This is a genomic window from Agrococcus jejuensis (assembly GCF_007679035.1).
In the GTDB taxonomy this organism is placed as follows: domain Bacteria; phylum Actinomycetota; class Actinomycetes; order Actinomycetales; family Microbacteriaceae; genus Agrococcus; species Agrococcus jejuensis_A.
In genome coordinates, this window is sequence record NZ_VEFR01000001.1 from 653,028 (window position 1) to 673,195 (window position 20,168).

The 20,168-nt window shown below is 73.2% G+C and carries 22 protein-coding genes and 1 tRNA gene; 10 read left to right on the forward strand and 13 right to left on the reverse strand.

Annotation, left to right across the window (positions count from 1 at the left end; genetic code table 11):
• Positions 1-36: 36 nt before the first annotated feature.
• From moaA to FS793_RS03120, 5 genes are all read right to left on the reverse strand, one after another.
• Positions 37-1,119 (reverse strand): GTP 3',8-cyclase MoaA, encoded by a 1,083-nt coding sequence (moaA, locus tag FS793_RS03100; protein ID WP_144718391.1) that lies wholly within the window; start codon positions 1,117-1,119, stop codon positions 37-39.
• 124 nt (positions 1,120-1,243) lie between these two features.
• On the reverse strand, positions 1,244-2,335 hold the full coding sequence (locus FS793_RS03105) for an ABC transporter ATP-binding protein (protein WP_260979995.1): 1,092 nt from the start codon (positions 2,333-2,335) through the stop codon (positions 1,244-1,246).
• Complete coding sequence (locus FS793_RS03110; protein ID WP_144718395.1) at positions 2,332-3,153, reverse strand: ABC transporter permease; 822 nt, start codon at positions 3,151-3,153, stop codon at positions 2,332-2,334. The genes FS793_RS03105 and FS793_RS03110 overlap by 4 nt, the downstream gene beginning before the upstream one ends.
• Complete coding sequence (gene modA / locus FS793_RS03115) at positions 3,150-3,944, reverse strand: molybdate ABC transporter substrate-binding protein (RefSeq protein ID WP_144718397.1); 795 nt, start codon at positions 3,942-3,944, stop codon at positions 3,150-3,152. Before modA ends, FS793_RS03110 begins: the two co-directional genes overlap by 4 nt.
• Positions 3,945-3,946: 2 nt before the next feature.
• On the reverse strand, positions 3,947-4,339 hold the full coding sequence (locus FS793_RS03120) for a TOBE domain-containing protein (protein WP_144718399.1): 393 nt from the start codon (positions 4,337-4,339) through the stop codon (positions 3,947-3,949).
• 123 nt (positions 4,340-4,462) lie between these two features.
• Here FS793_RS03120 and FS793_RS03125 point away from each other — a divergent pair, with 123 nt between their 5' ends.
• Genes FS793_RS03125 through FS793_RS03140 form a run of 4 tightly spaced genes read left to right on the forward strand, consistent with a single transcriptional unit; the run spans position 4,463 to position 7,516 of the window.
• Positions 4,463-5,578 carry a ThiF family adenylyltransferase gene (locus FS793_RS03125; protein ID WP_144718401.1) on the forward strand — a complete coding sequence of 372 codons (1,116 nt, stop codon included), beginning with the start codon at positions 4,463-4,465 and terminating at the stop codon, positions 5,576-5,578.
• Positions 5,575-6,807 (forward strand): molybdopterin molybdotransferase MoeA, encoded by a 1,233-nt coding sequence (locus tag FS793_RS03130; RefSeq protein ID WP_144718403.1) that lies wholly within the window; start codon positions 5,575-5,577, stop codon positions 6,805-6,807. Before FS793_RS03125 ends, FS793_RS03130 begins: the two co-directional genes overlap by 4 nt.
• Positions 6,804-7,283 (forward strand): cyclic pyranopterin monophosphate synthase MoaC, encoded by a 480-nt coding sequence (gene moaC / locus FS793_RS03135; protein WP_144718405.1) that lies wholly within the window; start codon positions 6,804-6,806, stop codon positions 7,281-7,283. Before FS793_RS03130 ends, moaC begins: the two co-directional genes overlap by 4 nt.
• The gene (locus FS793_RS03140; protein ID WP_144718407.1) at positions 7,283-7,516 is read left to right on the forward strand and encodes a MoaD/ThiS family protein; all 234 of its coding nucleotides are present in this window, start codon (positions 7,283-7,285) and stop codon (positions 7,514-7,516) included. The genes moaC and FS793_RS03140 overlap by 1 nt, the downstream gene beginning before the upstream one ends.
• Before the next feature lie 13 nt (positions 7,517-7,529).
• Here the strand turns inward: FS793_RS03140 and FS793_RS03145 are convergent, their stop codons facing one another.
• From FS793_RS03145 to FS793_RS03155, 3 genes are read right to left on the reverse strand one after another with little or no spacing between them, the layout of a single operon-like run.
• Positions 7,530-7,955, reverse strand: a complete 426-nt coding sequence (locus FS793_RS03145) for a molybdenum cofactor biosynthesis protein MoaE (protein ID WP_144718409.1) — start codon at positions 7,953-7,955, stop codon at positions 7,530-7,532.
• Positions 7,952-8,431: a MogA/MoaB family molybdenum cofactor biosynthesis protein gene (locus FS793_RS03150; RefSeq protein WP_144718411.1), complete on the reverse strand. Its 480-nt coding sequence runs from the start codon at positions 8,429-8,431 to the stop codon at positions 7,952-7,954. Before FS793_RS03150 ends, FS793_RS03145 begins: the two co-directional genes overlap by 4 nt.
• A gap of 38 nt (positions 8,432-8,469) precedes the next feature.
• Positions 8,470-10,047: a molybdopterin-dependent oxidoreductase gene (locus FS793_RS03155; protein ID WP_144718412.1), complete on the reverse strand. Its 1,578-nt coding sequence runs from the start codon at positions 10,045-10,047 to the stop codon at positions 8,470-8,472.
• Positions 10,048-10,195: 148 nt separating this feature from the next.
• Here FS793_RS03155 and FS793_RS03160 point away from each other — a divergent pair, with 148 nt between their 5' ends.
• The 3 genes from FS793_RS03160 (at position 10,196) to FS793_RS03170 (ending at position 11,541) form a co-directional block, all read left to right on the forward strand.
• Positions 10,196-10,879, forward strand: a complete 684-nt coding sequence (locus FS793_RS03160) for a TetR/AcrR family transcriptional regulator (protein ID WP_186329297.1) — start codon at positions 10,196-10,198, stop codon at positions 10,877-10,879.
• The gene (locus FS793_RS03165; protein ID WP_144718416.1) at positions 10,872-11,408 is read left to right on the forward strand and encodes a hypothetical protein; all 537 of its coding nucleotides are present in this window, start codon (positions 10,872-10,874) and stop codon (positions 11,406-11,408) included. Before FS793_RS03160 ends, FS793_RS03165 begins: the two co-directional genes overlap by 8 nt.
• 62 nt (positions 11,409-11,470) lie before the next feature.
• Positions 11,471-11,541 (forward strand) — tRNA-Gly (locus FS793_RS03170).
• Positions 11,542-11,576: 35 nt separating this feature from the next.
• Here the strand turns inward: FS793_RS03170 and FS793_RS03175 are convergent.
• Together FS793_RS03175 and FS793_RS03180 are read right to left on the reverse strand one after the other, a co-directional pair.
• Positions 11,577-12,275, reverse strand: coding sequence for a Pr6Pr family membrane protein (locus FS793_RS03175; RefSeq protein WP_144718418.1), 699 nt, complete (start codon positions 12,273-12,275; stop codon positions 11,577-11,579).
• A gap of 106 nt (positions 12,276-12,381) precedes the next feature.
• The gene (locus tag FS793_RS03180; protein ID WP_144718420.1) at positions 12,382-13,779 is read right to left on the reverse strand and encodes a GH1 family beta-glucosidase; all 1,398 of its coding nucleotides are present in this window, start codon (positions 13,777-13,779) and stop codon (positions 12,382-12,384) included.
• Between the two features lie 79 nt (positions 13,780-13,858).
• Between FS793_RS03180 and FS793_RS03185 the strand changes: the two genes are divergently transcribed.
• Positions 13,859-14,479 (forward strand): hypothetical protein, encoded by a 621-nt coding sequence (locus tag FS793_RS03185; RefSeq protein WP_144718422.1) that lies wholly within the window; start codon positions 13,859-13,861, stop codon positions 14,477-14,479.
• 21 nt (positions 14,480-14,500) lie between these two features.
• Here FS793_RS03185 and FS793_RS03190 read toward each other — a convergent pair whose 3' ends face one another.
• The 3 genes from FS793_RS03190 to FS793_RS03200 are packed head-to-tail and all read right to left on the reverse strand — an operon-like array spanning position 14,501 to position 16,578.
• Positions 14,501-15,475 (reverse strand): Fpg/Nei family DNA glycosylase, encoded by a 975-nt coding sequence (locus tag FS793_RS03190; protein WP_144718425.1) that lies wholly within the window; start codon positions 15,473-15,475, stop codon positions 14,501-14,503.
• Positions 15,476-15,494: 19 nt separating this feature from the next.
• Positions 15,495-15,977 carry a ribose-5-phosphate isomerase gene (locus FS793_RS03195; RefSeq protein ID WP_144718427.1) on the reverse strand — a complete coding sequence of 161 codons (483 nt, stop codon included), beginning with the start codon at positions 15,975-15,977 and terminating at the stop codon, positions 15,495-15,497.
• Positions 15,978-15,987: 10 nt separating this feature from the next.
• Positions 15,988-16,578: a mycothiol-dependent nitroreductase Rv2466c family protein gene (locus FS793_RS03200; protein WP_144719743.1), complete on the reverse strand. Its 591-nt coding sequence runs from the start codon at positions 16,576-16,578 to the stop codon at positions 15,988-15,990.
• A 77-nt stretch (positions 16,579-16,655) separates the two neighbouring features.
• Between FS793_RS03200 and pepN the strand changes: the two genes are divergently transcribed.
• Together pepN and FS793_RS03210 are read left to right on the forward strand one after the other, a co-directional pair.
• Positions 16,656-19,199 carry an aminopeptidase N gene (gene pepN, locus FS793_RS03205; RefSeq protein ID WP_144718429.1) on the forward strand — a complete coding sequence of 848 codons (2,544 nt, stop codon included), beginning with the start codon at positions 16,656-16,658 and terminating at the stop codon, positions 19,197-19,199.
• A complete protein-coding gene (locus FS793_RS03210) occupies positions 19,199-20,167 on the forward strand; it encodes a mechanosensitive ion channel family protein (RefSeq protein ID WP_144718430.1) in 969 nt (322 codons plus the stop codon). Before pepN ends, FS793_RS03210 begins: the two co-directional genes overlap by 1 nt.
• The last annotated feature ends 1 nt before the right edge of the window (position 20,168 follow it).

Genomic DNA, 20,168 nt, shown 5'->3' on the forward strand with positions numbered 1-20,168 from the left:
CGTCCGCGCGCAGCAGCCAGCCCGCGATGTGCGCCGTCAGCCGCCGATGGCGTTCATGCCGCGCGCCGGCTGCAGGAAGCCCGGATCGTCGATGGCATGGCCGGGCAGCTTGCCGCGGACGCAGGCACGCAGCACGGCATCGATCGCCGCGTCGGTGGGGGCGTCGCCGCGCAGCACCGGCAGCAGGTCGTACTCGCTCGTCGAGAAGAGGCAGTTGCGCAGCTGGCCGTCGGCCGTGAGGCGCAGTCGGTCGCAGTCGCCGCAGAACGGCGCCGTGACCGAGGCGATGACGCCCACGGTGTGCGGCTGGCCGTCGCGCGTCGTCTCGCCCGCGAGCGTCCAGCGCTCCGCGGGCGCGCCTCCGCGCCCGGGCACGGGCTCGAGGTCCCAGCGCGCCGAGAGCGTCTCGAGGATCTCCTCGCGCGTCACCATCGTCGCGCGATCCCATGTGTGGCCGGCGTCGAGCGGCATCTGCTCGATGAACCGCAGCTGCGCATCGTGCGCGATCGCGAACTCGACGAGGTCGACGAGCTCGTCGTCGTTGACGCCGCGCATCGCGACGGCGTTGAGCTTGAGCGGGCGCAGGCCGGAGGCGCGAGCCGCCTCGATGCCCGCGAGCACGTCGTCGAGTCGATCGCGCCGCGTGAGGGCGGCGAACCGCTCGCGGTCGATCGTGTCGATCGAGATGTTGAGGCGTCGCAGGCCCGCGTCGACGAGCTGCGGGAGCAGCTCCGCGAGCCGGATGCCGTTCGTCGTCATCGCCAGATGCAGCGGCTCGCCGTCGACGCCCCGGATGCGCGAGAGACGGTCGACGACCTCGACGATGTCGGGCCGCAGCAGCGGCTCGCCGCCCGTGAGGCGCAGGGTCGTGATGCCCGCTGCCGCCGCGACGCGTGCGACGCGCTCGATCTCGTCGAGCGTGAGGATGCTCGTGCGAGCGAGCCACTCCATGCCCTGCTCGGGCATGCAGTAGGTGCAGCGCAGCGAGCAGCGATCGGTGAGCGAGACGCGCAGGTCGCGGTGCACGCGTCCGAACCCGTCGACGAGCGGCCCGGAGGCTGCCTCGTCGCTCGGCAGCACGCTCGGGCGACGGCCGATCGTGACCGGCGTCGCGCTCACGGGCGTCGCTCCTGCTGCATGCTCCGACGCTACTGCGCGCGTCCGCGGGCGACGAGAGGGCGAGCGGGCTTCCGCCGATGGCGCAACCGGCAATCCGTCCGCGGGGCCGCTCCGCACCGTCGCGTCACGACACGAGGAGTCGCACCGCGGCGGGCTCGATGCGCAGCGTCACCGGGACGCCGGGCGCGAGAGCGAGATCGGCCGCGTGCGCGAGGGCGAGCTCGGCGGCGACGAGCTGCCCATCGGCCTCCGCGACGACGCGGACGCCGCCGAGGGTCGCCTCGAGCCGCACGACGCGCGCCGGCCAGGCGCTCGGATCGCGCGAAGGATCGCCGCCGGGCCGCACCTCCACGGCCGCGGGCGGGAACACGGCCACGAGCGCTCGACCCTGCCCGGTCGGCGCCGGACGGCGTACCGCGTCGCTGCCGGGCAGCGCGAGTCGCGCATCCGCCGACGCCCATCCCCCGCCGCTCGCGACGCCCTCGAGGCGGTTCACGCCGGCGATCGCGGCCGCGAACCGCGTCGCAGGCGCGTCGAGCACCGCGCGCACCGCATCGTGCTGCACGACGCGACCCCGCTCGACGATCACGAGCCGGTCGGCGAGGGCGACGGCGTCGATGGCGTCGTGCGTGACGACGACGGTGGTCATGCTCGTCTCGGCGAGCTGCTCGGCCAGCACCGAGCGGATGTCCGCCGCGGTCTCGGGGTCGAGGGACGTCAGGGGCTCGTCGAGCAGCAGCGCCTGCGGTGCCGCCGCCAGCGCGCGTGCGAGGGCGACGCGCTGCTGCTGGCCGCCCGACAGCTGCGCGGGTCGACGATCGGTCGCACCGCCCAGGCCCACGCGGTCGAGCCAGGAGGTGGCGCGACGAGTCGCCTCCACGCCGCGCACGCCCCGCGCGTGCAGCGCGAAGGCGACGTTGTCGCGCGCGCCGAGGTGCGGGAAGAGGCGCGGATCCTGACCGAGCAGCACGACGCCGCGATGCATGGGCGCGACGTGCGCGCGTCGCGAGCCGTCGTCGAGCACGGCATCGCCCAGCAGGACGCGACCGCCCGTGGGGCGCACGAGGCCCGCGAGCGCGCCGAGCAGCGTCGACTTGCCTGCTCCGCTCGGCCCCATGACGGCGACGACCTCGCCCGCCTCGACGCGGATCGACGCGTCGAGCGTGAAGTCGCGCCGCGCCACGACGACGTGCGCGTCGAGGGCTGCGGCGGTCACCGTGCGGCTCCCGGGCGCCACGCGCGCACGAGCAGCAGCACCGCGACCGAGGTGGCGAGCAGCAGCAGCGACAGCGCGACGGCGGTGCCCTGCGAGACGCCGGCGCCGTTGAAGGCCGTGTAGATCGCGAGCGGCATCGTCTGCGTCGTGCCGGGCGCGTTGCCTGCGAAGAGCGCCGTCGCCCCGAACTCGCCGATCGCGCGCGCGAAGCACAGGATGATGCCGGCGACGAGCCCCGGCGCCGCGAGCGGCAGCGTGATGCGCAGCAGGATGCGCCACCGGCCCGCGCCGAGGGCCGCGGCCGCCTGCTCGTAGCCCACCCCGACCGAGCGCAGGGATCCCTCGACCGCGAGCACGAGGAAGGGGAGCGCGACGAACGTCTGGGCGAGCACGACGGCGGGCGTCGAGAAGGGGATGCGGATGCCCCAGTCGGCCAGCAGCGGTCCGAGCCAGCCGGTCCGGCCGAAGAGGAAGAGCAGCGCGACGCCGCCGACCATGGGGGGCAGCACGAGCGGCACCGTCACGACGGCGCGCAGCAGCGCTGCGACGCGGTCGCCCGAGCGGGCGATGCACAGGGCGATCGGCACGCCGAGCACGATGCAGAGGAGCGTCGCGACGAGCCCGGTCTGCAGCGACAGCCCGAGCGCCGAGAGCGCTGCGGGCGCCGTGACGTCGGCGACGAGCGTCGACCACTCGACGCGTCCGACGAGCGCGAGCAGCGGCACGACCAGCAGGGCGAGGCCGAGCGCCGCCGGCACGAGCAGCGCGCGCGGCACGAAGCCGCGCGGCGCGCTCGCCTCGCGCTCGGCGCGGCTCACGGTGCGCCGAAGCCGAGCTCGGCGAGCACGGCGAGCCCTTCCTCGCTGCGCACGAACGCGACGAACGCGGCGGCGGCGTCCGGGTTCGCCGCGTCGTCGAGCGCGACCACCGGATAGGTGTTCACCACCTCGTCCGCACCCTCGGTCTCCACGGTCTCGACGTCGTCGGTCGTCGCAGCGTCGGTCACGTAGACGAGGCCGGCGTCGGCCTCCCCCGTCTCGACCTTCGTGAGCACGGCGGTCACGTTCTGCTCGGCGCTGTCGACCGCCGCCGTCACGCCGGCGGCCTCGAGCAGGCGCTCGGATGCGGCACCGCACGGCACCTCGGGCGCGCAGAGCACGACGGTGAGGTCGGGATCGGCGAGGTCGGCGAGGCCCTCGACGCCGCGGGGGTTGCCCGCGGGCACGACGAGCACGAGCGTGTTCGTCGCGAACGCCTGCGGATCGGCCGCGAGGCCCGCGTCGACGACGCGCTGCATGCTCGCCTCGTCGGCGGAGGCGAACACGTCGACGGGTGCACCCTCCTCGATCTGCGTCGCGAGCGTCGACGACCCGTCGTACGTGATGGGACGCACGTCGACGCCGGGGTGGAGGTCCTCGAACTCGGCGCTCAGCTCGTCGAACGCGGCGGTGAGCGAGGCGGCGGCGAAGATCGTGAGCTCGCCCGTGAGCGCGTCGTCGGACGCCGTCGCCTCGGTCGACGACTCCGGCGCCGCACCGCCGCTCGCGCAGCCGGCGAGCACGAGGGCGGCGAGGGCGATGCCCGCTGCGGGGAGCCTGGAGATGCGCACGGTCAGCCCCCCGGTGCCTCGACGATGACGGTGGTGGCCTTCACGACGGCGACGGCCAGCGAGCCTGGCGCGAGCGCGAGCTCGTCGACGGCCTCGGCGGACATCAGGGAGACGACGCGGTGGGGGCCCGCCTGGATGTCGACCTGCGCCATGACGCCGTCGCGCTGCACGCGCGTGACGAGCCCGACGAAGCGGTTGCGCGCGCTCGACGTCGTCGATGCCGGATCCTCCGCCGCCCTCGCGAGCTCGACGGCGTGCGCCGCGAGCGCTGCGCCGGGGATGCGCGCCGGGCTCTCGCCCGTCGTCGGCAGCGCGCCGTGGTCGATCCAGCGCCGCACGGTGTCGTCGCTCACGCCGAGCAGTCGTGCTGCCTCGGCGATGCGGAAGGTGTCCATGCAGCGATCATAGCCGCATCCGCGGATGATCGTGCGGCGCAGGCCCGCGGATGCGGATCGGTCGGGCAGCGGGCCGATGTCGCCGACCGCTCCTTCGCGGTCGCAGCGCCTAGCCTGGGCAGCATGCCGTTCCCACCGCTGGTCGAGCCGGTCGAGCACCTGAGCGCTGCGGAGCAGCGCCGCACGGCACGGCACGCCGTGCTCGCGGGATTCGGCGAGCTCGGGCAGCGCCGACTCGCCGCCGCGCACGTCGCCGTCGTCGGCGCGGGCGGGCTCGGCTCCCCCGTCGTGCTCGCGCTCGCCGCCGCGGGCATCGGCACGATCACGATCCTCGACGACGACGCCGTCGAGGCGTCGAACCTGCAGCGGCAGGTGCTGCACCGCATGACCGACGTCGGCCGGCCGAAGGCCGACTCCGCCGTGCGCGCCGCCGCCGACCTGTCGCCGGAGACGCGCGTCGAGGCAGTGCGGCTGCGCGTCACGGCCGACTCCGCCGCGAGCCTGCTCGCCGGCGCCGACGTGGTGATCGACGGCACCGACACGTTCGAGACCCGTGCTGCCGTCGCCGCCGCGTGCGAGGAGCTGGGCGTGCCGCTCGTCTGGGGCGTCGTGCAGGAGTTCCACGCGCAGGTCACCGTGCTCTGGTCGAGCCCACCGGCCGGCGCGTCGCCCGTCGCGCTCGACGACCTCTACCCGCCCGAGAGCGTCGGCGAGGTGCCGACGTGCGCGCAGGTGGGCGTGCTGGGCGCGCTGTGCCTGCAGGTGGGCGGTCTCATGGCGCTCGAGGCCGTCAAGCTCGTCACGGGCATCGGCGAGCCTCTGCTCGGTCGCGTCGCCGTGATCGACGCGCTGCGCGCGCGCCAGACCGAGGTGCCGCTGCGCGCGGCCGACGGCGCTCCCGCCGCGACGCCCGCGGCGCCCGCCCCGGTGCCGCACGTCACGGTCGCCGACGCCGCGGCCGCGCGCGACGCGGGTGCCATCGTGCTCGACGTCCGCGAGCCGCACGAGACCGCCGCGGGCATCATCCCCGGCTCCGCGCTGCTGCCGCTCGCCACGCTCCTCGCCGATCCGGCCGCGGCGGGCGCGGGACCGTTCGTCGTCGTGTGCCAGCGCGGCACGCGTGCGCTGCAGGCGGCGCGCGCGCTGCGCGAGGCCGGCATCGAGGCATCCGTGCTCGCGGGTGGCATCGAAGCACTGGCATCCGTGGATGCACTGGGACCCGAGGAGGACCTTGCATGAGCGCGATGCGATCCGTCGAGGAGCACCTCGCCGAGGTGCTCGCCGCCGTCGCGCTGCTCGAGCGCGAGACGGTGGCCGTCGCCGCTGCGCACGGCACGGTGCTGCGCGAGCCCGTGCTCGCGGCCAACGACATCCCCGCCTTCGACAACTCGGCGATGGACGGCTTCGCGGTGCGCTTCGCCGACGTGCGGGCGGCGAGCGCCGATGCGCCCGTGACGCTCGAGGTCGTCGCCGACCTGCCCGCCGGCAGCCCCGACGACCCGTCGCTCGCCGCCGGCCAGGCTGCCCGCATCATGACGGGCTCCGCGATCCCCTCGGACGCCGACGCGATCGTGCCCTTCGAGGACACCGTGGGCGGGCTCAGCGACTCGCTCGGCACCGCGACGGTCGTCGCAGCGCCCTCCGCGACCGGCGCCTTCGTGCGCCGCGGCGGCCAGGACGCGCGCCGCGGCGACGAGGTGCTCGCGGCCGGCACGTGGATGGGTCCGCTGCAGTGCTCGGCGGCAGCGGCGGCGGGCGTCGCCGAGGTCGTCGTCTCGCGTCGCCCGCGCGTCGCGATCGTCTCGACCGGCTCCGAGCTCGTCGCCCCCGGCATGCCGCTGCGCCGCGGCCAGATCCCCGACTCCAACGGCATCCTGCTCGCGACGCTCGCGGCCGAGGCCGGTGCGCTCGTCGTGCACCGCAGCACGATCGACGACGAGGGCTCGTCGCTGCGGTCGCTGCTCGCGGGCCTCGACGGCGTCGACGCGGTCATCCTCTCCGGCGGCGTCAGCGCCGGCGCGTACGAGGTCGTGCGCACCGAGCTCGCCGACGCGATGGCGTTCGTGCGCGTCGCGATGCAGCCCGGCAAGCCGCAGGGGTTCGGGCGCCTGCCCGACGGGCCGCTGCTCTTCGGCCTCCCCGGCAACCCCGTGAGCTCCGCCGTCTCGTTCGAGACGTTCGTGCGCCCTGCGCTGCTCGCGCTGCAGGGGCGCATCGATGGCGAGCGAGCGCGCGCGACCCTGCCCGCCGCCGCGGCGTGGCGCACGCCTCCTGGGCGCAGGCAGTACCTGCCCGCGGTCGTCGATCGCTCGGATCCCGCACGGTGGACCGTCGCACCCGCGACCGCAGGTGGCTCGGGCTCGCACCTCGCCGGCGGCCTCGGCCGCGCCGAGGCCTACGCGATCGTGCCCGCCGACGTCGAGGCCGTGGCGGTCGGCGATCTCGTCGATGTCATGCTGGTCGCATGAGCCTCACGCACCTCGATGCCGCGGGCCACGCCCGCATGGTCGACGTCACGGCGAAGCAACCCACGGTGCGGTCGGCGTCGGCCCGCGGATTCGTGCGCTGCTCCCCCGCCGTCGTCGCGACGCTGCGCGACGGCACCGCGCCGAAGGGCGACGTGCTCGCCGTCGCACGCATCGCCGGCATCCAGGCCGCCAAGCACACCGCGACGCTGCTGCCGCTCGCGCACGTCATCGGCGTGCACGGTGCCGTCGTCGACCTCGAGATCGTCGACGAGGGCGTCGAGGTCGCGGCCACCGTGCGCACGGCCGACCGCACGGGCGTCGAGATGGAGGCGCTCACGGCCGTGTCGGTCGCGGCGCTCGCCATCGTCGACATGGTGAAGGGCATGGATCGCTCGACGTCGATCGAGCGACTGCGCATCACCGCGAAGGAGGGCGGCCGGTCGGGCTCGTGGTCGCTCGAGGACGACGAGGACTGATGGCGCGCGTCCGCTACTTCGCCGCCGCCGAGGAGCTCGCAGGCGTCGCGAGCGAGCAGCGCCCCGAGGCGACGCTCGGTGCGCTGCGGGCGGCGCTGGCGACCGAGCGTCCCGGCCTCGGCGGCATCCTGCCGCGCTGCGCCGTGCTCGTCGACGGCGCGCGCGTCGACGACGAGACCGCCCTGGGCGACGACGTGCTCGTCGACGTGCTGCCGCCCTTCGCAGGCGGCTGACGCCGTCGGCGGCTCAGCCGCCGATGCCCTTCCAGGCCGTCGTGCCGTCGGCCTCGACCTGCCGCTTCCAGACGGGCAGGTCGGTCTTGATCGTCTCGATCACCGCTCGGCACACCTCGAACGCCTCCGCGCGATGCGACGACGAGACCGCGATGACGACGGCGACGTCGCCGACGCCGAGCCTGCCGACGCGATGGCTCACGGCGACGATCGCACCCGTGCTGCCGACGGCGCGCTCGGCGATCGCCCGCAGCGTCGACTCGGCGTCGGGATGCGCGGAGTACTCGAGGCCGACCACGGCGCCCGCCGCGTCGGGGTCATGGTCGCGCACGCGGCCGACGAACGACGTCGTCGCGCCCGCGCTCGGGTCGTCGACGGCGTCGAGATGGGCTGCGACGTCGAGCGGCTCGTCGACGACGCGGGCGATGCGCACGCTCACGGGTGGTCGGCGCCGTCCAGCTGGTGCACGACGTGGCCGGCGACCGACAGCACGACGGGCATGCCCGACGTCACGGCGTTCGGCGACCCGGGCAGGTTCACGACGAGGGCGCCCTGCGCGATGCCCGCCAGCCCGCGCGAGAGCATGCCCTGCGGCAGCTCCGCGGTGCCGATGCGGCGCAGCTCCTCGGCGATGCCGGGCACGTGCGTCTCGAGCACCTGCGCCGTGCCCTCGGGCGTCTCGTCGCGGGGCGCGAGCCCGGTGCCGCCCGTCGTCACGACCACGCGCGCGCCGCCGGCGATCGCCGCGCGCAGCGCATCCGCCACGCTCTGCGCGCCGTCGGGCACGATCGTCGCGTCGGGGCAGTCGAAGCCGGCGGCGCGGAACGCCTCGACGGCGATGGGGCCGCCCGCGTCGCGACGCGCGCCGCTCGCGGAGCGGTCGGAGACGGTGATGACGGCGACGGTGGTCGGCATGGCCTCACCCTACGCGGCCGCGAGGCCAGCCGCGCCGGTCATCCGGTGACCGTGATGAGCGGGCGGTGCCAGCCGGCGGATCCGTCGGGCGCGATGGGGGCGCGCTCCTCGATCTGCGTCTCGCCCGCCTTGTTGACCGCCCGCACGGCGATGTAGTGCGTGCCGGGCTCCGCCTGCCACTCGAGGTACCACTGCACCCAGCTGTCGTCGTTGACGGCAGTCGAGAGCGTCGCCTGCTGCCAGTCGCCGTCGTCGATGCTCACCTCGACGCGATCGATGCCGACGGTCTGCGCCCATGCCATGCCGGCGATCGGCACCGTGCCTGCCGCGACGGGCGTGCCCGCCTTCGGGGTGTCGACGCGCGACGAGAACTTGATGGGCGCCTCGGCGGCGTAGCCGCGCGGCGTCCAGTACGCCTCGTCGTCGGCGAACGTCGTGACCTTGAGCTCGGTGACCCACTTCGTGGCCGAGACGTAGCCGTAGAGCCCGGGCACGACCATGCGCACGGGGAAGCCGTGCTCGAGCGGCAGGGGCTCGCCGTTCATGGCGATCGCGAGGATGGCGTCGCGGCCCTCGTCGGTGACCGCCTCGAGCGGCGTGCTCGCGGTGTAGCCGTCGACGCTCGTCGACAGCACCATGTCGGCACCGTCCTGCACGCCCGCCATCGCGAGCACGTCGCGGATCGGCACGCCGAGCCAGGTCGCGTTGCCGACGAGCCCGCCACCGACCTCGTTCGACACGCACGTCAGCGTGATGACGTACTCGTCGACGCCCATGTCGATGAGGTCCTGGAACGACAGCTCGACGCGCTCGTCGACCATGCCGTCGATCACGAGCCGCCACGTGTCGGGGTCGACCTCGGGCACGGTGAGCGCGGTGTCGACGCGATAGAAGTCCGCGTTCGGGGTGAAGAGCGGCGAGACGCCCTCGACGTCGAGCTCGGCACCCTGCGGGATCGTGACGGTGCTGTTCGGCGTGGGCAGCTGCAGCGCGTCGCGCACGGCCTCGAGCGAGGCGGTCGCCGCCGAGGTGACTCGGGCGCCGATGCCGACGGCGACGGCTGCGGCGCTCGAGATCGCGGCGATGACGAAGAACTGCCGTCGGTCGACGCCCGACGCCGCGGTCGATCGCTGCGCGCCGGCGCCCCCGCCGTCCCGCCATCCACGGAGGCGACGGGCGAGGATCACGAGCAGGATGGCGCTTGCGACGGCGCCGACGACGGGCGGCAGGAATCCGAGCGGCGAGCCGCCGGCGCGCGTGACGGTCGCGGCCGTCGCGAGGGCGCCGGCCAGCAGCACGATGGCGACGCCGAGCGGCGGGCGCACGAGCTGCAGCACGCCGCCGAGCGCCGAGGCGATGACGACCGCGAGCCCGAGGCTCGCCAGCAGCACGACCTTGTCGCTCTCGCCGAACGTCGCGATCGCGAACTCCTTGACCGGCTGCGGCACGATGTCGATGACGAAGGCGCCGACCGCGAGGATCGGGCTCGCCGTACGCGCGACGATGAGCGCCACCAGCTCTGCGACGCCGAGGAAGACCGCGCCGCTCACGACGCCCATGACCGCCGCCCAGGCGATGAACCGCTTGCCCGTCGTGCCGTTGCCGTGCCTCGCCATGATGCGCCGCCTCCCTGCCGCTGTCGGCCTTCGAGTGATTCGGAGCCGCGCGACGAACGGATGCGGCAATCGTGGGCCCGACGCGGCGGCCGTGACCCACGACACACGGGTCCCTGCAGAACTGAACGCGTTCAGGTGCGCTGCTGCCATGGCTTCCGACCGGCAGGACACCAAGGGCGAGCGCACTCGTGCGCGCGTCGTCGAGGCGGCGCTCGCCACGTTGGCCGAGGACGGCTACGCCGCAGCGTCCATGCGCCGCATCGCGCGGCGCGCCGGCGTCGCGCCGGGCACGATCTACCTCTACGTGCCGTCGAAGGCGCACCTCGTGCACCTCGTCTACGACGCCGTCACCGGGCGCATCGTCGATCGGCTTGGCGCCGAGCTCGGCGCGACGCGAGCCTTCGGTCGGCGACTCGACGCCGCGATGACGATCGTGCTCGACGAGATCGCGCCGCACCACGCCGTCGCGGTCGAGATGCTCGGCGCATCGCTCGATCCCGCCTCCCCCACGAGCCCCTTCGGCGACGCGAGCGCCGAGTCGCGGGAGCGCATGATCGCGGCGCTCGCGGAGGTCGTCGCCGGCTCGGACCTGCGTGCCGACGCCGAGGTGCTCGATGCGCTGCCCGAGCTGCTGTGGGCCGCGGTCATGGCCGTGATGCTCGCGTGGTCGATGGATCGCAGCGACGACCAGCGCCGCACGCGTGCGCTCGTGACCGAGGTCGTGCCGCTCGTCGACGACCTCGCTCGTACGAGCCGGCTGCCGGTGCTGCGCGGGCAGGCCCGCCGCGTGCTCGCGCTCGCGCGCATGGCGAAGGAACTGGGCGATGCGTGAGGACGCTTGGCACGAGGATGCGTACGACCGCGACGACGTGCACCCCGTGGCCGACCAGATCGACATGGACGCCCGGTACGGGCGTCCGGACCCACGCGAGAACGACTGGACGTGGGTGGACATCGGCGTCGGCTGGGTCGCCGGACTCGTCGCGCTTCTGGCCGTCGGCGTCGGGCAGGGCATCTGGCTCGGCGTGGTGCATGGCGACCCCGCCTCGATCCTCATGATCCCGCTGTTCATGCTCGTACCGGGTGCGGCGGTGCTCGCGATCTACGGCATCCCCGTATCGATCTTGCTGGCGACGGTGCTGCGTCCAGTGCGCTCCGAGATCGTGCATCTCGTCGTCTTCCTCGCGGCCGGAGTGCTCGGCGCCGCCCTGCTCGAGCTGCTGCTCGGAGGCTTCGGCGTCTTCGTCGTCGCTGCACCCTACGCCGCCGCAGCGGCGGTCGTCGGCAGGTTCGTCGCGAAGCGTCGTGCCGTGCGTCGGGTCGGCCGGTCGCACGAGACGCTGCCCGCCGATCCCGGATGACGCCGGAGGCTCCGCCGACCGTGTACCGTTGAGAGGTCGCGCAGCCTGGCTGCGCAGCACGCGGGGGTGTAGCTCAATGGTAGAGCTCCAGTCTTCCAAACTGGTGGCGCGGGTTCGATTCCCGTCACCCCCTCCGAACCGCCGCGCGAGTGCCGCGCAGGCCCTCCGTCAGGCGAGTCCCGCCACCGTCTCCTCCGGCACCTCCTCGGCCTCCTCGTGCCAGCGGCGCGCGCTGAGCCAGTTGCCGATCGCGCGCACGCCGAACGCGAGCACCATGAAGCCGACGACCATGCCGACGCACAGCAGCGCGACGCCGCCGTAGCCGCCCGACGCCGCGGGGTCGAAGAACGGGTACGGGTAGAAGCCGTCGATCGCCCCGCGCACGACCGAGAAGATCGCGTACACCGCGGGCCAGATCATCCACCAGCCGACGACCGACATCGGCAGGCGGCGTCGCGGGGGCCACAGGATCCAGTCGACGATGCCGAGCACCGGCAGCAGGAAGTGCATGATGCCGTTCACCCAGGGCAGCAGGTCGCCGAGGTCGACGTCGGTGAGCAGGGTGTTGAACACGAGGCCGACGAACGCGATGTACACGACCACGCCGCCACGGATCGCGACGTCGGTCGACGAGGGGTCGGTGCGTCCGTTGATGAGGCGGATGGCGCTCACGACGAACACGACCGAGATCATGATGTTGCTGAGGTTCGTGAAGTACACGAAGAAGTTCACGACGCTGTAGCCGGCCGGAATGTGGATCGCGAGCAGCTGGTAGAGCATCGCGAACATCGAGAGCGTAGCGCCTCCGAGACGCAGGCCGATCGCGAGCGTGCGCGAGGAGCTCGCGGAGGTGGCACGAGTGTTCATGGGGGAACCATAGCCCGCGGATGCGTCGATCTCGTCTCGGACGCGGCGCACGGGTGAACGATCCTCGACGGGCGAGACCGTCGGGACGGGCTGGTCGCGATGCGGCCTAGAGCGCCCGGTCGCGCGCGATGCGCTGGAACGCGAGCGCGGAGTCCTTCAGCGTGCGCTCCTGCGTCTCGTAGTCGACGCGCACGAGCCCGAAGCGCTTGTGGTAGCCCCACGCCCACTCGTAGTTGTCCATCATCGACCAGTAGAAGTAGCCGTCGACGGGCACGCCCGCATCGATCGCGTCGAGCACCGCGCCCAGATGCGCCTCGAGGAACGCGACGCGCTCGACGTCGTGCACGGCACCGTCGTCGGCGACCGCGTCGTCGTAGGCGGCACCGTTCTCGGTGACCCACAGGTCGACGAGCGCCGGGCCCGCGTACTCCTCGTGCACGCGCTGCAGCAGGCGCGTGAGCCCCTCGGGCTGCACCTCCCACCCCATCGACGTCACGGGCAGGCCCCGCGGGTGCATGTGCACGCCGTCGGCGGCCGGGTACGGCGACCCGACCTCGCGCGTCGTCGGCGCATCCTGCGAGAGGGGCACGGCGGGCGGCTCGTACGAGACGGCGTCGCCGTGGTAGTAGTTCACGCCCAGCAGGTCGATGGGCGCGGAGATCGAGCCGAGGTCGTTCGGCTGGATGGCGTCGGCGAGGCCCAGGTGGCCGACGTCCTCCATGAGGTCGTCGGGGTAGGCGCCGCGGAAGATCGGATCGAGGAAGAAGCGGTTGAACTGGCCGTCGATGCGGCGCGCGGCGTCGCGATCCCGCTCGCTCGTCGGGTCGACGGGGTCCGCGACCGTGAGGTTGAGCGTCACGCCCACCCACGCATCGGGCGCGAAGCCGCGGATGACGTCGACGCCGAGGCCGTGCGCGAGCAGCAGGTGGTGGCCGGCCACGAGGCCGTCGCGCACGCTGCGACGCCCGGGCGCGTGCGCGCCCGCGGTGTAGGAGAGGAACGACGAGCACCACGGCTCGTTGAGCGTCGTGATGGTGGGCACGCGATCGCCGACCGCCTCGACGACGCTCGATGCGTACTCCACGAACCGCTCGACGGTGTCGCGCGACGTCCACCCGCCCTGCTCCTCGAGCGCCTGCGGCAGATCCCAGTGGTAGAGCGTGAGCCAGGGCGCGATGTCGTGCTCGAGCAGCTCGTCGACGAGCCGCCGGTAGAAGTCGAGGCCCTCCTCGTTGACGTCGCCGCCGTCGGGGCGCACGCGCGACCAGCTCGTCGAGAAGCGGTACGACTGCACGCCCATGTCGGCCATGAGACGCACGTCGTCGCGGTACCGGTGATAGTGGTCGCACGCGACCGCGCCGTCATGGCCGTCGATCACGGCGCCCGGCACGCGGGCGAACGCATCCCAGATCGAGTCGGTGCGACCGCCCTCGGTCGCCGCCCCCTCGATCTGGTAGGCCGCCGTGGCGACGCCGAGCGTGAAGTCCTCGGGAAGTTGACGCACGCGCTCAGGCTACCCACCTATCGTGGAGCCGGGCACGTCGCGCTCCGCGACCGCCCTCGACCGTCTGGAGCATGTGAGCGTGAGCACCCGCCCGTCCGCCGGCAGCCGGCTCGCAGGCCTCGGCATCGTCGCCGTGGCCGTGGGCCTCATCGTCGCGTGCGTGCCCGCACCCGTCGTCGCCCCCAGCGACCCCGACATCCCCGGCGCATCGTCGACGCCCGCCTTCCCCAACCTCACGAACCCGCCGACGACCGCCGGGCCGAGCGTGCCGCCCGTGCCGACCACGGCGCCGGGCGACTTCGCGTACGGCGACACCATCACGATCCACACCGACCAGGGCACGACGTGGGAGATCACGCCGCTGCAGTCGATCGACCCTGCCGACTCGATCGTGCAGGCCAACGGCTACCAGCCGACGCAGGGCCAGCGCGCCGTGATCCTCGAGCTCACGATCCGCAACGTCGGCGTCGTCACGACGCATCCGTACTACGACATGGCGTTCGCCTACCAGCCCGACAACGCGCCCCGGTACGACCAGAACTCGGGGGCGCTCATCGCAGCGCCCGACGACCTCGGGTACTACCCCGAGATCCAGATCGGCGAGTCGGTCACGGCCGAGATCGTCGTGCAGGTGCCCGAGAACGCGCCGGAGGGCTCGTGGGTCATCGGCGACGGCACGAGCGAGTACCGCTTCCGCTGACGCGCAGGACGCGCGTGCCTCCTACAGCTGGCAGCCGGGGCACCAGTAGAGCTTGCGCTGCTGCATGACCTCGAGCGCCACGGTCGTGCCGCACCGCAGGCACGGCAGGCCCTCGCGCTTGTAGACCCAGTGGCGGTCGGCGCGGCTCGCCATCGCCAGCTCGAGGCGCTTGCCGCGCAGGCCGTCGATCGTGAGCATCTGGCCGGTCTCGACGCCGATGCGCAGCAGTCTGACCCAGTCCTTCCACAGGCCGCGCAGCTCGTCGCTCGAGAGCGACTGCCCGGTGCGGTGCGGCGAGATGCGGGCACGGAAGAGCAGCTCCGCGCGATAGACGTTGCCGATGCCCGCGACGACGGACTGGTCCATGAGCAGCTGCCCGATGGGCTGCCGCGATCGGCCGGCGCGCTCGACGAAGCGGCGCTCGGCGGCGGCCTTCGTCTCGAAGAGCGCCTCGGGATCGGGGCCGAGCCGCTGCGCGACGGCCTCGACCTCGTCGGGGTCGAGCACCTCGCACACGGTCGGGCCGCGCAGGTCGGCGACGGCGGCGTCGGTGAGGATGCGCACGCGCACCTGCCCGACCGGCGGGGGCGGGAACTCGTCGACCTCGAGCGCCGACTCCGACTCCCCCATCCGCAGCCGCGCGAGACGCGGTGCGCCGATCGACGCGAGCGAGTGCTCGAAGCCGCCGTCGGCCACGGTGCCGCGCATGCCGGTCTGGCCTGCACGGCCGCCCGCGGAGCGCAGCGTGGCGTCCTCGGCGATGCGGCCCGCGAAGTCCCACGCGCCGTAGATGCCGAGATGCACGTGCAGCCAGCGGCCGTCGAAGTCGAGCAGCAGATGCTTGCCGATCGCGCGCGACGCCGTCATGGTGCGGCCGTCGAGCGACCCCGCGCCGTCGGCGAAGCGACCCTGCGGCGACGACAGCGCGCACGCGTCGCCCACGAAGTTTGCATCGAACTGCCGCGCGATGCGATGGACGGAATGGCCCTCGGGCATGCCTGGGTGCGCCTCGACGTCAGTCGAGCAGGCCGGCGATGCGGCCCGTCGTCTCGTACTCGGCGAGCTGCGCGATGCGGCGCGCGTGCCGCTCGACGCCGGGGAACGGCGTCGCGATGAAGCGGTCGATGAGCGCGAGCACCTCGTCCTCGCCGTGCTGCCGTGCGCCGATCGCGATGACGTTGGCGTCGTTGTGCTCCCGCGCGAGCTCGGCGGTCGCCTCGTTCCACACGAGTGCCGCGCGCACGCCCTCGACCTTGTTCGCGGCGATCTGCTCGCCGTTGCCCGATCCGCCGAACACGACGCCGAGCGCCTCGACGCCCGCGCGCTGGTCGGCGACGACCGCGCGTGCGGCGGCGATGCAGAACGACGGGTAGTCGTCGTCGGCGTCGTACGCAGTCGGGCCGTGGTCGAGCACCTCGTGCCCGGCGGCCTGCAGGTGCGCGACGAGCGTCTTCGAGTACTCGAAGCCCGCGTGGTCGGTGGCGACGTGGATCCTCACTGCGCACCCCTCACTGGGCACCTTCGTGCAGCAGCGGGCCGACGGTGCGGCTGCGCTTGAGCTCGAAGAAGCCCGGCACGCTCGCGGCGGCGACGACGCCGTCGAAGAGGCGCAGCGCCTCCTCGCCCGTCGGGGCGGGGCTCACGACGGGGCCGAAGAACGCCACGCCGTCGACGGACACGACGGGCGTGCCCACGTCGTCGCCGACGAGGTCGATCGCCTCCTGGTGGCTCGCGCGCAGCTGCGCGTCGTAGGCATCCGTCTCCTCGGCGAGCGCCGGGTCGAGGCCGACCTCGGCGAGGGCGTCGACGACGATGGCGTCGAAGTCGCGCTGCTCGCCGGGGTGGATGCGCGAGCCGAGGGCGTCGTAGAGCGGCTTCACGACCTGCTCGCCCGCCGTCTCGCGGGCGGCGATCACGAGCCGCGTGAGGCGCAGCGAGCGCGGCATGCGCCTCGCGTACTCCTCGGGCAGATCACGACCCTCGTTGAGGATCGCGAGGGACATGACGCGCCAGTCGACGTCGAATCCTCGCGTGCCGGCTACCTCGCCGAGCCACCGCGACGTCATCCACGCCCACGGGCACGTGGGGTCGAACCACATGCGTACCTGAGTCACAGGCCAAGCGTATCCGCGCGACTACGCTGGCAGGCACGCCCACGACGCAACGGAGGACGAGCGTGCCCGGAGAGAACCTCACCCGCCAGGAGGCCCAGGAGCGCGCTGCGCTCGTCGACGTGCAGTCGTACGACGTGGCGCTCGACCTCACGACCGGCGACGAGGTGTTCCGCTCGACGACCACGGTGCGCTTCCGGACGCACACGCCGGGCGCGTCGACGTTCATCGACCACATCGCCCGCGAGGTGCTGTCGGTGACGCTCAACGGCGTCGAGCTCGACGTCGCGACGGTCGCCGACGGCGCGCGGATCGCGCTCGCCGACCTCCAGGTCGACAACGAGCTCACCGTCGTCTCCGACGCGCTCTACGTCAACACCGGCGAGGGCCTGCACCGCTTCGTCGACCCCGTCGACGGCGAGGTCTACCTGTACTCGCAGTTCGAGGTGCCCGACTCCCGCCGCGTCTTCGCGGTGTTCGAGCAGCCCGACCTCAAGGCCGAGTTCACCTTCACCGTCACCGCCCCGGCGCGCTGGCAGGTCGTCTCGAACCAGCCGACCCCCGAGCCCGAGGTCGACGGCGAGAGCGGCACGTGGCGCTTCGGCACCACGCCGCGCATCTCCTCGTACATCACGGCGCTCGTCGCCGGCCCCTACTGGGTCACGCGCGACTCGCTCACGAGCGCCTCGGGCGCCGAGATCCCGCTCGGCATCTTCTGCCGCGCCTCGCTCGCGGAGCACATGGACGCCGACGCGATCTTCGCGACGACGAAGGCGGGCTTCGCGTTCTACGAGGAGCACTTCCAGACGCCGTACCCGTTCGACAAGTACGACCAGCTCTTCGTGCCCGAGTTCAACGCCGGCGCCATGGAGAACGCGGGATGCGTGACCTTCACCGAGGCGTACGTCTTCCGCTCGAAGGTGACCGACGCCATCCGCGAGCGTCGCGTCGTGACGATCCTGCACGAGCTGGCGCACATGTGGTTCGGCGACCTCGTGACGATGCGCTGGTGGAACGACCTGTGGCTCAACGAGTCGTTCGCCGAGTGGGCGTCGACGCTCGCGACGGCCGAGGCGACGGAGTGGACGCACGCGTGGACCACGTTCCAGGCGATGGAGAAGACCTGGGCGTACCGCCAGGACCAGCTGCCCTCGACGCATCCGATCGTCGCCGAGATCCGCGACCTCGAGGACGTGCAGGTCAACTTCGACGGCATCACGTACGCCAAGGGCGGCTCGGTGCTGAAGCAGCTCGTGGCGTGGGTCGGCATCGAGGCGTTCATGCGCGGCCTCGCCGAGTACTTCCGCAAGCACTCCTACGGCAACACCGAGCTCTCCGACCTGCTCGTCGAGCTCGAGGCCGCGAGCGGCCGCGAGCTGTCGGGCTGGGCGTCGCAGTGGCTCGAGACGGCGGGCGTCAACACGCTGCGGCCCGAGCTCGAGACGACGCAGGACGGCATCATCACGTCGTTCGCGATCACGCAGACGGCGACCGCCGACTACCCGACGCTGCGCCCGCACCGCATCGCCGTGGGCTTCTACGCCGAGCGCAAGGGTCGTCTGCAGCGCGTGCACCGCGTCGAGCTCGACATCGACGGCGCGTCGACCGCCGTGCCGCAGCTCGTGGGCCACCAGCGCCCCGACCTCGTGCTCGTCAACGACGACGACCTCGCGTACGCGAAGATCCGCCTCGACGAGCAGTCGACCAAGGTGGCGCTCGCCGGCCTGTCGAGGATCGAGGACCCCCTCGCGCGCGCCCTCGTGTGGGGTGCCGCATGGGATGCGACGCGCGACGGCGAGACGCCGGCCAGCGACTACGTCGAGCTCGTGCTCGCGAACATCGGCGCCGAGACCGAGTCCACGACCGTGCGCCTCGCGCTCGCCCAGCTCGCGCAGTCGGTGCGCACGTACGTCGCGCCCGAGCGCCGTGCCGGCCTCATCGAGACGACGGGCGACCGGCTGTGGGCGCTCGCGAAGGACGCGAAGGCCGGCTCCGACCTGCAGCTGCAGCTCGTGCAGGCGTTCGCGGGCCTCGCCTCGTCGCCGAGCCACGTCGCCGCCCTGCAGGGGCTGCTCGACGGCTCGGTGACGCTCAAGGGCCTCGAGGTCGACGCGGACCTGCGCTGGCAGATCCTCGACGGCGTCGTGCTGAACGGCGCCGCGGGCGACGCGGAGATCGACGCGCTGCTCGCGACGGACGACACCGCGACGGGTCGTCAGTTCGCGGCGCGCGCTCGCGCCACGATCCCCACGGCCGAGGCCAAGGAGCGCGCGTTCGCGTCGGTCGCCGACGCCGCGGGCGCCTCGAACCTCATCGTGCGCTACACCGGCATGGGCCTGCAGCACGTCAACGACCCCGCCGACCTCGCGACGCTCGTCGACCGCTACCACGCGGCGCTCATCCCGATCTGGGAGTCGCGGACGTACCAGATCGCCGAGGGCCTCATCGTGGGCCTGTACCCGTCGGTCGTCGCGACCGAGGAGCTCGCCGCCGCGACCCGCGCGTGGCTCGCCGAGCACCAGGACGTGCCCGCGCTGCGCCGCCTCGTGCATGAGCAGCTCGCCGGCGTCGAGCGCGCCCTGCGCGTGCAGGAGCGAGACCAGCGCTGATGGGCGGCAGCACGGACGGCACCCTGCTCGGCGCCCTCAACGCGGCGCTGCCGATCTGGGGGCCGATCATCGCGATCGCAGCCGTGCTGCTGCTCGCACCGATCACGTGGTGGATCGTGCGCACGATCATCGATCGCGTGGTGCAGAACATCGTCTCCGGCGCCAAGCGCAAGGCATCGGTCGCGGACACCGAGGCGCTCCAGCGCTCGCCGCTCTACCACGTGCGCATCGTGCAGCGCACGAAGGCGATGGGCGGGGTGCTGCGCACGGTCGCGGCATGGATCATCGTGATCGTCACGATCATCGTCGTGCTGTCGCTCGTCGGCATCTCCGGCTCCGCGCTCATCACCGCGGCGGGCCTGTTCGCCGCCGCGCTCGGCATCGGCGCGCAGAACGTCGTGAAGGACGTGCTGACGGGCCTGCTCATGGTGCTCGAGGACCAGCTGGGCATCGGCGACATCGTCGACCTCGGCATGGCGACGGGCGTCGTCGAGCAGGTCGGCATCCGCGTGACGCAGGTGCGCGACGTCAACGGCACCCTCTGGTACGTGCGCAACGGCGAGGTGAACCGCGTCGGCAACATGTCGCAGGGATGGGCGCGCGTCGTCGTCGACCTCGGCATCCCGTACGAGGCCGACGTCGAGGCGGCGCAGCAGCGCATCCTGCGCACGGCGCGCGAGCTCGCGCACGAGCCGAAGTGGACGTCGCGCGTCATCGGCGACCCCGAGCTGTGGGGCATCGAGTCGGTGTCGGCCGACGTCATCGTCGTGCGCGTCACGATCAAGGTGCGCACGCAGTCGCGCGACGACGTCGCGCGCGAGCTGCGCGCCCGCCTCACGCACGACCTGCGCGCTGCTGGCATCCCGCTCCCCTCGCTCGCGCAGGTCGTGCTCGAGGGCATGGAGGGCGCGGCGAGCGTGTCGGGCGCCCGACCGCCGCGCACCGCCGAGCTGCCGAGGCAGGACTGAC